Source organism: Micromonospora sp. NPDC047527, from assembly GCF_040643015.1.
Lineage (GTDB): Bacteria > Actinomycetota > Actinomycetes > Mycobacteriales > Micromonosporaceae > Micromonospora.
This window is the reverse complement of sequence record NZ_JBEYTK010000001.1, coordinates 1,834,509-1,848,365: the sequence shown is the minus strand read 5'-3', so window position 1 is coordinate 1,848,365 and position 13,857 is coordinate 1,834,509. Positions and strand designations below refer to the sequence as shown.

Genomic DNA, 13,857 nt, shown 5'->3' with positions numbered 1-13,857 from the left:
CTGCGGCAGCCGGGCGCTGATCTCGGCGTCGAGCAGCGACGACAGCTCGGCTACCAGCTCGGCCGGCAGCGGTGGCCGCTCGTCGGGACCCACCCACGCGCTGCGCGAGCGGCTCGCGTACAACCGGGCAGACATGGGCGTCAGCCGGTTGTCCATATGCTCCCGCAGCGAGAGCACCACCCGGCCCGACGCTGAGCCGAGCGCGCCAGCGACCGCTTCGACAACACCGCTTCGCTGCGGCTCCGACGCCAGCCGCAGCAGCCGGTCCGCGGATCGCAGGAGCAGGCCCGGCGCCGCCGACAGCACCGACGCGGCCGAACCGATGGCTCCGGCGCGGATCTCCGCCTCCGCGCGACCGGCGAGGTTGCGTACCCGCCGCTCGCCACGCGCGACCTCGAACACCGCCTGTGCGTGCGGCCACTGGTCGTACTCGTGCGGGTGCAGCCGTTCCCCGAGCCGCTTCCACCGCTCCGCGTAGCGCACGACGTCACCGAGCTTGCCCGGACTCGCGCCGACGACATCGTTCAGCGCGGCCAGCAGCATCCGCCGCTCCGGGCGCCGGGAAGGCGCGGAATCGCGTGGGTGTCCGGAGCGAGGCATCCCCGCCGGAGACCTGGCAGGCAAGACGCAGCACGTCGGTCATCGTGTCCACGCCGACCAGCGGCCGGCCGAGGGCGAGCCGGATCCCGTTGAGCACGGCACGGTTCTCCCGTACCGGGATCTCGGCCGGCTGCGCGCCGTCCACGCAGGCGACCGCGAGCTCGCTGAGAATCGCGAGGGTCCGCCTCGCCATGCGGCGTTGAGCTACCGGCCAGGGCCAGATACAGCCGCGTTGCCTCCACGTCGACGGCGTCATCGAGGCGCAGCACGGTCACCCGGTCACCGGCTGCGGTGATCAGCTCGTCGTGCGCGGCCAACAGTTCGGCATGGGTGTGCTGGTAGGTCCCATAAGCCGGCAGATCCAGCAGGTTCACCGCACCCGAGGCGACGATGCCCCGCAGTTGCTCGTCGGTTGCCGTGCCTCCGCCGGTGAAAACGGCCGCCCGCAGCCGATCCGTCCAGAACTCGGCAGTGTCCGGCACGTCATCCGGGAAGCCGATGAAATAGGCGTTGTGCCGGACATGGTCGCCCACCAGTTCGCGTACCGCCGAGACGACCGTGGCGGCCAGGTCCATCGCCGGCGCGGGGGCCAGGGTGCCGATGTGCTCCAGCAGGGCCCGAGACGCCGAGAACCCGACATCGAGCAGCGCCACGTCCAGTTGCCGGGCTACCGGCGTGCCATCGCCAGCCGCGCCGGTGCTGGCCGGCACGCGCGGGGTTTTCTGGATGATCAGCTTTTCGAGCACGTGGTTCCCCGTTCCGGTCAACTCCGGTAGATGCCGGCCCGCAGGCGCGGCACAGTGGGTCGCCGGGGACTCGAACCCCGAACCCTTCGATCCAACTAGGAGAAGGAAGCGCACCCATCGCCGCGCGAGCGGAGAGCGGACGCGCTACTCAGTCGAATGCTCTATCCAGTTGAGCTAGTGCGCCGTCCATGAACGTTCACCGGGTCTGAGTCGTCAGGCGGCGTTGGTGTGGGGTCGGCCCCAGCGGTGTTGGCGTTCGCTGCGGACGCGGGCGCGTTCTCGGCGTTGGGCGGCCAGGACGTCGGGGTGACGGGCGTTGGCGTTACGCCAGCGCAGGTATTTCTGCATCTGACGGGCCAGGATGGTGTGGTTGGGATGGCTCGAGTTCGCCATGGTGAAGGTGCGTAGCGGCCCGAACTGGGCCTCGATCGGGTTCGCCCACGACGCGCTGGTCGGGGTCAGGCAGAGTTCGACCTTGTTCCGGGCCGCCCATCGACGGATGGCCGGGGTTTTGTTCGCCGACAGGTTGTCCAGGATGACGTAGATCGGCGCGCCGTCCGGGCGTGCGGCCCGGATCGATTTCAGGGCGGACAGGGTGTGGTCGCCGCCTTTGCGGCGGCGCATCACGCCCCAGAGTTGGTCATCGGCGAAGCTGTAACAGCCGTGGAAGTAGCGGATGCCGTGCGTGCGTTTGTAGGTTGCGGGCAGCCGGTCCGGATGCGATCGCGGCGCCCACCCGCCACCGTGGTGCGGGCGGATCGACAGCGGCCCGAACTGGTCGAAGGCGAAACACCGCTGCGGAAACCGCCTGGTCACCTCATCGATCCGGTCGAGTTTGGCGTCGAAGTTCGGATCCGATGATTCCTTCCACGTTCGCGTGCGTTGCCAGCTGACCTGGTTATCGCGCAGCACCTGCCGTAGCCGCTCCCGGCCGATGATTACCTGCCGGCTGGCGTCGGTGGCGAGATAGTCGGCGAGTTTGCGCAGGCTCCAGCGGGTGAACGGACGCCCGAGCTTGCTCGGACGCGTGGTGGCCGTCGCGACGATGAACGCTTCATCGTCGTCATTGATCCGGCGGGGACGACCTCCCGCCCATTGAGGGTCCAGCGCGCGTAGTCCGATCTCGTTGAACAGGTGGATCACGTCGCGGACGGTGTCCTCATGCGCGGCGACCAGCCGAGCGATCGACGCGACAGGTGTCCCGGACGCCGACGCCATGACGATCAACGCCCGTCGGACCCGCACCGAGTCGTGCTTGCCCCGTCGCACGAGTTGTTGCAGCTTGCGGCCCTCGTCCTGCGTCAACCGCCGTGCCCGTACCGGCTCGGCCAATCCACCCACCTCACTCTCAACGATCTACATCACCGCCGTCGAGAGTGAGCCCTCACCACCTCATCCGAACGCACGCCGCCCGGCGTGTCCCCGACCCGGTCAACGTTCATGGACAACGCACTAGCGACCCAGATGTCGATCATCGCACCGGCCGGGCCGACATGGCTATCCCGTTTCGAGGTCGCTACCGGACGCGGCGGACATGGGAGTGCCGCTCCCCGGCGGCGACGGCCAGGGTTCGCATCTGGCGGCCGCAACAAGAGCTGACTCGCGGGTCACCTCGACCAAGCCTGGCTGGTGCGACCGTCGGTGACGTCGATCTGGAAGGCGGCGTCGATAGCGGCGACGTTGCGGGTGATGTCGCCGGGGGTGGCGGCCCGCATGATGACGATGCCGGCGTAGACGGAGGAGTCGAGCAGGCCACTGACGGTGTCGCCGACGCGCGTGGTGATGGTGGCGTCGACGACGCAGTCGAGGCGCAGGAGTTCCTCTCGGCTGGTGATGGCGGTGACGGTGCCGGTGGGGCGGGGCAGCATGTACTGGATCATGTGGTCGTCGCGGGGTGCGGGGGCGATGTCGACGCCGGTGCCGGTGGCGAGGTCGAGGAAGGTGTCCCACAGGTCGATGCCGTACTGGTGGCGGATCTGCGCGGTGATGCCGCCGCCGCCGGGGCGGCAGGCGATCTCACCGATGAGGTAGCCGTCCGGGCTCTTGAAGACTTCGAGGTGGGTGACGCCGTCGTGGAGCCCGAGGGCGTCGACGACCTGGGTGTGTAGGTCGGCGATGAGGTGGGTTTCGGGGTCGTCGTCGGGCAGGGTGTACGAGCCGATGACGCCGCCGACGCTGTCGAGGACGGGGGCGAAGTAGCGGGACACGGGCGCGAACCGCACCTGACCGTCGATGACCACGCCGTCGCAGTGGTATTCGGCTTCGATGTCGACCATCTGTTCGGCCAGCAGGGGGAACGGTGCGGAGCGCATGGCGGCGCGGCTGTCGTCGGCGAAGACATCGTGCAGGTGGTCGGGGTCGCGGATGACGACGACGTAACCGGCGCCGCCGCCGCACGCGCGTTTGACGACGACGGGCCAGCCGAGGTGCCGGGCGGCCTCGACCGTGTCGTCGAGGGATTCCATCCGCCGGAACGCGGTGACGGGCAAACCGGCCGCCGCGAGTTTCTGCTTCATCACGAACTTGTTGGAGAACGCGTTGGCGACGTCGTACCCGGGCCCGGGCAGGCCCAGGTAGGAGCGCAGGTAGCCGCCGGCCTGGACGCTCCATTCGGAGGGTGCGACAACCCAGTCGAAGGGGTGCCTCTCGCGGATTCGCAGGGCGGCGAGCCGTACGCCGGTGAGGTCGGCCACGGAGTCGACGAGTTCGACGTCGGTGCCCGGGTCGTAGAAGTGCCGGTACTTGTCGATGGTGATGACGGAGAGCCGGACGTCGGGGCGGTCCTGCAGGAGCCGGGCTCCGGTGCGGCAGTTGGAGTTGATGAGCAGCACGTTGGGCATGGTCACCCCACCGTTTCCTGAGGCACGGCGTGGGCCATGGCGGGGGTTTCCGTCCGGACGGGTCGGGGGTCGGTGGGCCGGCTGTCACGGGTGGGCGACCTGGTCCAGATGACAACGGCCAGCACGGCGGTGGCCGCGGCGGGCAGAAAGACGAATGCGGAGCCGGTGAGGCCGACGGTGAGGCCGAGCAGCAGTGACGACAGCGGCACGGTGCCGGTAATGAAGGTACGGATGACGGCGTTGACCCGGCCGGACAGTTCGGCGGGAATCTCGGCTTGGCGGTAGGCCATGGTCGTGGCGTTGACACCGCCTTCGCCGAAGCAGAGCAGGCAGAACGCGATGACGACGAGGATAGGCGCGACGAGCAGCAGGCCGAGGGAGCCGAGGGCTGCGACGCCGAGCCACACGCCGATGCGCAGGTGGCGGCGGTGCGGCCCGTTCGGTGCGAGTGGGCTGACCCAGGAGCCGATGGCAGCGGCGACGGCACCGAAGGAGACGGCGATGCCGAGCGCACCAGGGGACCAGTTCCACTGGCTGGTGCCGATCGTGAGGATGGTGGGTTCGACGGCGCCGGCTCCGAGGTTGTAGAGCGCGACGGCTGCGGTGAGCCGGCGCAGGTCTGGTCGGGCCCGGAAGTAGGCGATCCCTTCGCGGATCTGCTCTCGCATGGTGGGGCCGTGGCGTTCGATGACGCTGCGCACCTTGGGGAGGAACAGGGCGGCGATGGCGGTGACGAGGAAGCTGCTGGCGTCGATGATGAGGGCCCATGTGACGCCGGCTGCGGCGATGGTCAGGCCGGCCAGGGCAGGGCCGGCGAACCGGGCGACGAGCTGCGTGGAGTTGAACCAACTGGCTGCCTGGTCGAGTCGTTCGCGGGGGACGAGGGCGGGGATCAGGCCGTAGTCGCCGGCCACGTCGGAGACGACCTTGGCCAGGCCCATGACGGCGAGCATGACGAAGACCAGGGCGACCTGTTGGAACAGGAGCAGCAACGGGATCATCGCCACGGAGGCGCATTGGACGATCTCGCCGGCGATGAACAGGGTGCGCCGGTCGTGCCGATCGATGAACGCGCCGAGGAGCGGGGCGAGCAGGAAGGGCGCGGTCTGGGCGGCCATGCTCGTGACGGCGAGCAGGCTGGAGCCGGTGGATTCGAGCAGCGCCCAGGGCACGGCCAGGTAGAGGAACGTGTTTCCGGCCATGGAGATGGCCGTGGCTCCGGTGTACAACCAGAACTTTCTCATGATCTTCCCATCGCCGTCGCGGCCGGGTGCGGCTCTCGCTGTGTCGGGCAGGGCCTTGTCGGTGCGGCGGACTCCGTGGGGGAAATCGTCCGGCGCGGCTATCCACCGGCTGTCATGTTGCCATGCCTTGCCAAATCTTGGCAATGCGGTCACGATGATGGCGCGATGAGGGGTGCTCCCGCGTCGCAGGATTGGCAATAATGGCAAGGCCTTGTACGTGCCAGGCGAGCCAGGCGCAATCCACGCCCACACTCATCGGAGAGAGAGGCAGTACCGTGGCGCATACCCTCGTGGCCCCATCGTCCGTCACCGTGACCCGGCTCGCGGGAAACATCGGCGCCGAGATCGGTGGTGTCGACACCAGCGGACCGCTCAGCGACGCCGCCGTCGCCGCCGTCCGTGCCGCCCTGCTCGCGCACAAGGTGGTGTTCCTCCGCGACCAGAACCTCGACTACGACGGCCAGCAGGCGTTTGCCGAGCGGCTGGGCGAGCTCACGCTCAGCCACCCCATCTACGCCGCACCGGAACGCCGTCCCGCGTTGCGCGAGATGGACTCCGCCCACGGCACGAAGGCCAACCACTGGCACACCGACCTGACCTTCATCGAACGCCCACCCGCGTTCTGCCTCCTGCACGCCAAAATCATTCCGCCGGTGGGCGGGGACACGATGTGGGCGAACTGCGTCACCGCGTACCAGTCGCTGCCCGCTCCGCTGCGCGCGCTCGCCGACGAGCTGCGCATCCTGCACAGCAACGACTCCGACTTCACCGACGACACGGTGGACCACCGCGACGACTACGTGTCCACCGCCTACGTCGCGGAGCACCCGGCCGTGCGGGTGCACCCGGAGACCGGCGAGCGCGCGCTGCTGCTCGGCGGCTTCGCCCGCAGCGTCGTGGGGATGACCCCGGCCGCCGGCCGTGACCTCATCCGGCTGCTGCAGGAGTACGTGACGCAGCCCGAGCAGACCGTCCGCTGGCAGTGGCGCGTCGGTGACCTCGTCATCTGGGACAACCAGGCGACCATGCACTACGCGATCTACGACTACGGCCGGGAGCGCCGTCGTGGCGAGCGGCTGACGACCATCGGCCAGACCCCGGTCGGCATCGACGGGCAGGCCAGCGTCACCATCGCCGGTGACACCTCCGCATACAGCGCCGGACTGCGCTGACGCCACGGCCCCTGTCGGACCGTGAGGAAGAGGCTGTGACATGAAGAACGTGCTGCTGATCAACTCGGGTCGCAAGGCCGTCGGCTGCGCACTCCAGGAACGGGACGACATCCGGCTGTCGGTCATCTCCATGCCCGGCTACCTCGACTGGTACGACGCGGACACCGACCTGGAGGTCGTCGACACCATCGAGAACCTGAATCTGGTCCGCGCGGCCGCCCTGCGGATCCGGGAGCGTAATCCCTTCGACTACGTGGTCGCCCCGTCGGAGTGGAGCGTCCCTGCCGGCGGCTTCATCCGTTCCTACTTCGGCATCCCCGGGCCGAGCTATGACGTGGCGAACGCGTTCTCCAACAAGTTCGTGATGAAGCAGAAGGTCGCCGCGGCCGGGCTACCGGTGGCGACGTTCCGTCGGGTGGACACGCTCGGCCAGCTCGTCGCCGTCGGTGACGAGCTGGGCTGGCCGTACGTGCTCAAATCCGCCTTCGGCGGCGGCTCGGAGAACGTGTTCGTCGTCCGCGACGCCGAACACGCCCGGTCGATCATGGCGGGGGAGACCCTGGCCCGACTGGGCGACCTGGACAGCCCGCTGCTGGCCGAGGAGTTCGTCGACATCGACACCGAGTTCCACTGCGATGGGGTCGTCGTCGACGGCAAGGTCGTGTTTGCCGCCGCCTCCCGGTACCTCGCCCCGGTCCTCGACAGCCTCGGCGGCGTGATCGGCTCGTACACGCTGCCGGACGACGACACCGACGCCCGCCTGATCTGCGACCTGCACGATCGGGTGATCACCGCACTCGGGCTCCCCGACGGCGTCACCCACCTGGAGGTTCTCAAGTCATCGCGCGGCTACCTGGTCGGCGAGATCGCCTGCCGGACCGCCGGCGGCGGCATCCCTCTCCAGCTCGAACACCAGTACGGCGTGGACACGACCGACGCCCTCATCGCCACCTCCATCGGCGACCCGGTCGAGTTGGACGTCCCGTCCCGATCCGACTACCTGATCCAGTACATGCTGCCCCGGCCGGTGGGCACCGTCACCGCGATCAGTGCCGCCGCCGACCTGCGCGCCGCGCCGGGTGTGGAGTACGCCGAGATCACCACGAAGGTCGGCGATCACCTTGCCGGCCCGGTGGACTCCTCGGTCTACGCCGGCATCGTGCTGATCCGGGCCGAGACCCAGGCGCAGGTGGCGAAGCGATGCGCCGAGATCGCGCGCCGGTACCGCATCGACGTGGCCGCGGAGCCGGTCGGCGCCCCGGCGACGGCCGTCCTGGCCGAGACGAGGGGGTGACACTGTGCGGATCACCGACCACCACGGCCTGGCTGTCGCTGACCTCGCCCCGGAGGAGGTGGCGCGGCGGCCGTGGCGCGGCAGCGACCAGCACATCGACGTGGTACGCCTGCCAGACCCCCCGGACGGCCTCCTGCCCGAGCTCGCCGGGCTCGGCTTCGTCCACAAGCCGGAACTGCTGTCGTGGCGCGCCGAGCTCGGCCCGGACGAGGAGGAGTTCCTGGCCCGGCTGGCCACGAAGCCACGCCAGGACATCCGGCGCTCCATCCACCGGGCCGAGGCCGCGCTGACGCTGACTGTCCATGACACCCTGCCGGCGCCGCTGCTCGACCGGTTCCTGGACCTGTACCGCTCGCGTGTGGCGGAGATGACCTACGGAATCACGATCGCGTGCCGGTACCGGGACGCGATGCTGGACGGCCCGGACAAGTACTACGGCGTCTTCGCGATGGACGGTGCGGAGATCGCCGGCGGGTGCCTGGTCCGCGAGTGCCCGGACGAGGAGATGGTGCGTATCCGTTTCTCCGCCGTGACCGAGGAATGGCGCCGGGCCAGCCTGGCCCGCACCCTCTACTTCGGCGCGATGCGGGTGGCCCGCGACAAGGGCTTCAAGTGGGTGACGCTGGGCGATGAACCCAACCTGTACGGCCACCTGACCAAGATGGGCCTGTTCCCCTTCAAGGTCTCCATGGGCTTCCACCCGGTGCCGTCGCAGGACAACCACGACCCCGAGGGCCGCGACCTCGCGGACCTGATCCTGACCGGCACGCACCTGAGCGGGCCCGGGCTGATGCTCGGGTATGTGCCAGGCCGTCGGCACGAGCGGCAGCTGACCGGGTACGTCATCAGCGACGAGCCGGTGGACGTGAAGCGGATCGCCGCGCCCTTCCTGGACGCGGTGGTCCAGGTGCCGCCCGGTGAGCGCCCGGCTCCGCCGCCCTGAGCGGCGCTGTCTGTTCCCCGGCCTGACTCCTCGGCTGACACGACGGCTCCCGGTCCCGCCGGGAGCCGTCGTCGTGTTCCACCAGCCCCGCTGCCTGATGGATCCCGCAGTGGCTCGCCGGGATGGGGGGTGACGCGGCGAACCCCGGGTGTGCGCCAGTGGATCGGCGCACGCCCGGGGAGCGGGTCCGCTCACGTCGACGGTGGGCTACATGCCCGTGCCCGCCACGAAGTCGGAGGTGTTGCCCTGCAACGTGACAGCGGGAGCGCCGTCGACACCGACCGTGGTGGTGCCGGCGACGGTGACCCGCTCACCGCGGCGGTGCTCGGTGTAGTCCTTGATCGCGTAGTGCAGGGTCGCCTGGTTGTCCCAGATCACCAGGTCGCCCTTCTGCCACTTCCAGCGCACCGTGTACTCGGGCTTGGTGGCGTACTCCGTCAGGATCCGGAGCAGGTCGCGGCCGGCCTGCGGGGTGTAGCCGGTGACAGCCCGCGCGAACCCGCCCAGCAACAGGCAGCGCTCACCGGTCTCCGGGTGCACCCGGACGGCCGGGTGTTCGGCCGCGAAGCGGTTCTTGAGGTACTTGGTCCGCACGTCACCGTCGTAGGTGGCGTCGGTGAAGTCCGAATCGTTGGAGTGGATGACCCGCAGCCCGTCGGCCAGCGTGCGCAGTCCCTCCGGCAGGTCCTGGTACGCCGCACCGGTGTTGGCCCAGATCGTGTCGCCGCCCACCTCGGGGCAGACTACGTTGTGCAGGAAGGCGAAGGCCGGCGGGTTGTCCATGTAGGTGAAGTCGGCGTGCCAGTAGTTCGCGCGGGTGCCCTCGCCGCGGGAGTCCATCTCCCGCAGCAGCGGCTTGCCCTCCGGGCCGCCGTAGATCGGGTGCCCCAGCGTCAGGGTGCCGAACCGCTTGCCGAACGCCACCAAACGGTCGTAGTCCAGATTCTGACGCCGGATGAAGATCACCTTGTGGGTCAGTAGCGCCTGCCGCAGTTCGCGGATCACATCGTCACTGAGGTCCTCGGCGGCGTCCACGCCGAGGATCTCAGCGCCGATGTTGCCCGCCACCTGCCGGATCCGGACCCGGGTGTTGACGGGGGTCTCGATGGTGTGAGTCACCTGGTCCTGCCCTTCCTTGTCGGAGTCGACGGCTCTGCCCGCGTGGAGCCTGGGGAGGGGTGCACACACTCCACGTCTGGGCGCATGGCCAACGCCGCCGGTCTTGAGAGCCATATTGCCAAGTCTTGCCAGTGCTGGCAATGCCTAAATCCGCAGTATAAGAACTCCTCGCCGACGTCGACTCGGATCTGGCGTTTGCTGGCTGTTGCCAAGTCTGGCAGGCTTTGGCAAAGCGTGTCGTCTCGTGGGAGGGCTAAACATGATCGATACCGAGGCCGTGGAGGCGATCCGCCAGGAGCTGATCACCTGGAGGTACAAGGGACTGCCGGTGGCGCTGGACGGCTGCACCGTCGCGCAGGCCGCGGAACGTGGGCTCAACCTGTTCGAGGACGGATTCCTCGGGCCGATGCTCGTGCTCGACGACGACGCCCTGACCCACAACCTCACGACGATGGCGAAGTGGTGCGCCGACCGGGGAATGCAGCTCGCCCCACACGCGAAGACGACGATGGCGCCGCAGCTCTGGGCTCGTCAGATCGAGGCGGGGGCGTACGGGCTGACCGCGGCCAACACCGCCCAGCTGCGGGTGTACCGCGCCTTCGGGGTGTCCCGGGTCATCTTCGCCAACGAACTGGTCGACCCTGCCGGGCTGCGCTGGATCGACGAGGAACGGTCCGCGGACCCCGCGTTCGAGTTCGTCTGCTTCGTCGACTCCGTCGACGTGGTGGCCCAGATGGAAGCCTCGCTGCGTCAGGTGGGCGCCGCGCCGGTGGATGTCCTGGTCGAGGTCGGCCGCACCGCCGGACGGGCCGGGGCGCGTTCGGTGGCCGAAGCGACGGCGGTGGCCCGCGCGGCCGCGGCCAGCCCACTGCTGCGTCTCGTCGGGGTGGGCGGCTACGAGGGTGTGCTGGTCAACGACCCGTCGCCACACAGCATCTCGGTGGTCAACGAATTCCTGCACCGCATGCGCGAACTGACCATCGCCCTGCATCACGAGGGACTGTTCGAGACCGACGAGATCCTGCTCACCGCAGGGGGTAGCTGCTTCTTCGACCAGGTCGCCGAGGTGTTCGGCGGGCCGTGGCCGGGCATGTCGGTGACCACCGTGCTGCGCAGCGGGTGCTATGTCACCCACGACGACGGCTTCTACCGCTGGATGTCGCCGTTCTCCCGGGGTGAGGCCGTCAACGGCTCGCTACGGCCGGCCCTGAAGCTGTGGGCACGGGTCACCTCGATGCCGGAGCCCGGGTTGGCCCTGCTGACCGCCGGCAAGCGGGACCTGTCGTTCGATGCCTGGCCGCCGGAACCGCAGCTGGTCCGCGGCGTCGACGGCGAGATCCGTGAGCTGGCCGACTGCGCCATCCGCGCGGTAAACGACCAGCACGCCTTCCTCACGCTGCCCGCCGGGCACGGGCTCGCGGTGGGGGACTGGGTCATGCTCGGACTGTCCTACCCGTGCACGGCCTTCGACAAGTGGCAGCTGATCCCGGTCGTGCGGGACGAAACCGTTGTCGACTTCGTCCGGACCTACTTCTGACGATGCTGCCCGTGGGCGGCGCCGCCGTGGCGACGCCGCCCACACCGGACGGCCCGCTGACTAGAGGAAGTGGCCGCTGGCCAGGTACGGCGCGGGTTCCGCCATGCCCCGCAGCGCCAGGTAGCCCTCCTGGCCGATGTCCAGCCGGGCGGCGAGCCCCACGTCGATCGCCCAGTGGTTGGCCGTGGTGATGCAGTTGATCAGGGTCGACCCGCGCGACGAGGCCAGCGCCTCCCACAGCAGCGAGGACGCCGTCTGCGGGTCCTGGGCCGCCAGCAGCTTCGCCTGCCCGAGGTCCTCGTCGATGAACACGTACCCGTGCCGACCCGGCTGCCGGGACACCACCAGACGCATCCGGCGAATCATGTATTCGTGGTCCGGGCCGTGCCCGGCGCCGCGCCGGCTCTCGTCCAGCCGATCCATCCACTCGATGTCGTTCTCGTCGCCCTCGCTCAGGCCGGAGACCGCCGGCAGCGTGGACCGGTCCACGGTGCCCACCATTCGCATCTGCGGATAGAGCAGGAAACCCGCCAACCGGTAGCGGCGGGTGGCCCCCGGGTGCACTGTCGACGAGAACAGCCCCGGCCGCCCATCGGCATGGGCGAGGACGGCGTCCATCAGCTGCCGGCCCAGCCCGCGCCCCTGGTGCTGGGGCAGCACGCCGTAGGTGGCGAGGAACCAGACCTGCTCCCGGTTCTGCGAGATGGCGAAGCCGACCATGTCGTCGCCGTCCATGGCCGCCCAACAGCCGCCCGGATCGGTCTCCACGAGGTACGACATCCGATCGATCCACTGCTTGCCCACCGCGGCGGACCGGGGCTGGACCTCCGGTTCGCTCACCCGGCGGCTGAGCCGGTCGCCGTCGAAGAAGGTCACCGCCGAGGCACGCTCGGCGGCGGGCACGTCCTCGACCCGCATCGGCCTGATCTGCGTCTCTCCCATGATCTCACCCGTCCGTTCCGCTGCTCGCCGGTGGTCGCGCGCTCATACCCCGTAGCCTGGCCGGCGCCGACAGCGTCTCGGCCAGACTGCGCCAGGCCTCCGCCGCCAACTCCAGGTTGTGCGCCGCGGTCGCGTTGTGCGCCAGCCGCTGCAGGTGCGCGATGCCGGCCTCGGTGTCGCCCTCGACGATGGACAGGCGGCCGCGCAGCACCTCGATCCGCAGCCGGTCCCGGAACGACAGGCGCCCGCCCGAATCGTCGATCCTGCCAGCCAGCTCCTGCGCCTCGGCGAACCGCCCCTCCTCGAACGCCAGGTGTGCCTGCAGGGAGAGCATCTCCTGCTGGTGCAGCTCGGAGCCGATCATCCGCAGCACGGGGGCGACCTCCTCCAGGCGGGCACGTGCCGCCGCAACCTGGGCCGGGGTGCTCTGCAGGTACAGCGAAGCCGCGGCGAGCCTCAGCCGCATCCACAGCTTGAGATCTTCGTGGCTGTCCAGCAGCCGCAGCGCCTGTTCCAGCATCTCCTGCGAGGCACGGTAGTCACCCTGGCGCATGCTGACCGTCGCCGAGGCCCACAGCGCCTCCACGTACGCGGTGCCCGGAGCGCCTTCGGTGAGGGCGCACAGCAGGTCGGCGTGCCGGCGTGCCTCGCTCAGCCGGCCCGCCTCGGCCTCGGTGGGGATCAGCACGTGCAGCGCGGCCGTCCGGTCCGGCAGCGCGAGCGCGGTGGACAGTTTGACGGCCCGCTCGGCGTACTCGCGGGCTCTCATGATGTCGCCGAGGACCCGCAGGCAGCGCGACATCCGGGTGCACGTTCGCACCAGCAGTTCGGGCACGTCGAGTTCCTCGGCCAGCGCGAGCAGTTCGGTCAGCAACGCGTACGCCGCCTCGTGCGCGCCCTCATCACTGCGCAGCCCGGCCAGCAGCCACAGGGCCTGCCAGCGCAACTCCGGCGCGCGCCCGTCGTCGAGGCGGAGCGCCTCGGCCACGCGTTCGGCGCTGTCGGGCTGCACACCCGATGTGACCGAGGCGAGCACGATTGCCAATGTTGCCGACCTCGCCTGGGAGAGGAACGCGGCCTCCTCGACCCCGAGCCGCTCTGCCAGGTATGCCACCACACGTGGCGTGGGTTGCCGGGCGCCCGACTCCAGCCGCGACAGGTAGCCGGTGGAGATGTAATCCCCCGCGAGCGCAGCCTGCGACAGCCCGCGTCCCAATCGGAGGGCCCTCAAGCGTTGACCGAACTGCGGCTGATCCAATGTCTCATCCCTGAGGTGTGGGAGGCGGCGCCACTCGGCATCGACTCATATCTGCCGAGACACGGAATCACGACAGAATGCAGACGGTTGCGGCGTCACGTATGCGACCCCCCGCGCCTCTTGGTGCGCTTGACGGTAGTCGTGGAATAGCGGCCTTGTCAA

General features: G+C 69.5%; 10 protein-coding genes, 1 tRNA gene and 1 pseudogene. 4 read left to right on the top strand and 8 right to left on the bottom strand.

Annotated features, from left to right (window positions below; translation table 11 throughout):
• Positions 1-3 precede the first annotated feature (3 nt).
• From ABZ808_RS08160 to ABZ808_RS08140, 5 genes and pseudogenes are all read right to left on the bottom strand, one after another.
• Positions 4-1,346 (bottom strand): annotated as a pseudogene (locus tag ABZ808_RS08160) (hypothetical protein); the annotation flags it as partial.
• 55 nt (positions 1,347-1,401) lie between these two features.
• Positions 1,402-1,524: transfer RNA gene (locus ABZ808_RS08155), tRNA-OTHER, on the bottom strand.
• 35 nt (positions 1,525-1,559) lie between these two features.
• Positions 1,560-2,678 carry an IS630 family transposase gene (locus ABZ808_RS08150; RefSeq protein ID WP_357002491.1) on the bottom strand — a complete coding sequence of 373 codons (1,119 nt, stop codon included), beginning with the start codon at positions 2,676-2,678 and terminating at the stop codon, positions 1,560-1,562.
• Positions 2,679-2,953: 275 nt separating this feature from the next.
• A complete protein-coding gene (locus ABZ808_RS08145) occupies positions 2,954-4,186 on the bottom strand; it encodes an ATP-grasp domain-containing protein (RefSeq protein ID WP_357002826.1) in 1,233 nt (410 codons plus the stop codon).
• A gap of 2 nt (positions 4,187-4,188) precedes the next feature.
• Complete coding sequence (locus ABZ808_RS08140) at positions 4,189-5,682, bottom strand: MFS transporter (protein WP_357002489.1); 1,494 nt, start codon at positions 5,680-5,682, stop codon at positions 4,189-4,191.
• 59 nt (positions 5,683-5,741) lie between these two features.
• On the opposite strand from ABZ808_RS08140, the gene ABZ808_RS08135 reads away from it, so the two are divergent.
• From ABZ808_RS08135 to ABZ808_RS08125, 3 genes are read left to right on the top strand one after another with little or no spacing between them, the layout of a single operon-like run.
• Positions 5,742-6,602, top strand: a complete 861-nt coding sequence (locus ABZ808_RS08135) for a TauD/TfdA family dioxygenase (protein ID WP_357002487.1) — start codon at positions 5,742-5,744, stop codon at positions 6,600-6,602.
• 40 nt (positions 6,603-6,642) lie between these two features.
• Entirely contained in the window at positions 6,643-7,896 is a 1,254-nt protein-coding gene (locus tag ABZ808_RS08130; RefSeq protein ID WP_357002485.1) for a hypothetical protein, read from the top strand.
• Between the two features lie 4 nt (positions 7,897-7,900).
• Positions 7,901-8,839 carry a GNAT family N-acetyltransferase gene (locus ABZ808_RS08125; RefSeq protein ID WP_357002483.1) on the top strand — a complete coding sequence of 313 codons (939 nt, stop codon included), beginning with the start codon at positions 7,901-7,903 and terminating at the stop codon, positions 8,837-8,839.
• Positions 8,840-9,046: 207 nt separating this feature from the next.
• On the opposite strand, the gene ABZ808_RS08120 is transcribed toward ABZ808_RS08125, so the two are convergent.
• Positions 9,047-9,958: a TauD/TfdA family dioxygenase gene (locus tag ABZ808_RS08120; RefSeq protein WP_357002481.1), complete on the bottom strand. Its 912-nt coding sequence runs from the start codon at positions 9,956-9,958 to the stop codon at positions 9,047-9,049.
• 259 nt (positions 9,959-10,217) lie between these two features.
• Here ABZ808_RS08120 and ABZ808_RS08115 point away from each other — a divergent pair, with 259 nt between their 5' ends.
• A complete protein-coding gene (locus tag ABZ808_RS08115) occupies positions 10,218-11,495 on the top strand; it encodes an amino acid deaminase (protein ID WP_357002479.1) in 1,278 nt (425 codons plus the stop codon).
• A gap of 60 nt (positions 11,496-11,555) precedes the next feature.
• Here ABZ808_RS08115 and ABZ808_RS08110 read toward each other — a convergent pair whose 3' ends face one another.
• Positions 11,556-12,437, bottom strand: coding sequence for a GNAT family N-acetyltransferase (locus ABZ808_RS08110; protein ID WP_357002477.1), 882 nt, complete (start codon positions 12,435-12,437; stop codon positions 11,556-11,558).
• Between the two features lie 4 nt (positions 12,438-12,441).
• Entirely contained in the window at positions 12,442-13,695 is a 1,254-nt protein-coding gene (locus tag ABZ808_RS08105) for a helix-turn-helix domain-containing protein (protein ID WP_357002475.1), read from the bottom strand.
• Between the last annotated feature and the right edge of the window lie 162 nt (positions 13,696-13,857).

Excerpts from the sequence above, each read along its gene's own strand:
- ABZ808_RS08115 (WP_357002479.1), top strand. The coding sequence starts at position 10,218 with ATGATCGATACCGAGGCCGTGGAGGCGATCCGCCAGGAGCTGATCACC.
- ABZ808_RS08145 (WP_357002826.1), bottom strand. The coding sequence starts at position 4,186 with ATGCCCAACGTGCTGCTCATCAACTCCAACTGCCGCACCGGAGCCCGG.
- ABZ808_RS08130 (WP_357002485.1), top strand. The coding sequence starts at position 6,643 with ATGAAGAACGTGCTGCTGATCAACTCGGGTCGCAAGGCCGTCGGCTGC.
- ABZ808_RS08110 (WP_357002477.1), bottom strand. The coding sequence starts at position 12,437 with ATGGGAGAGACGCAGATCAGGCCGATGCGGGTCGAGGACGTGCCCGCC.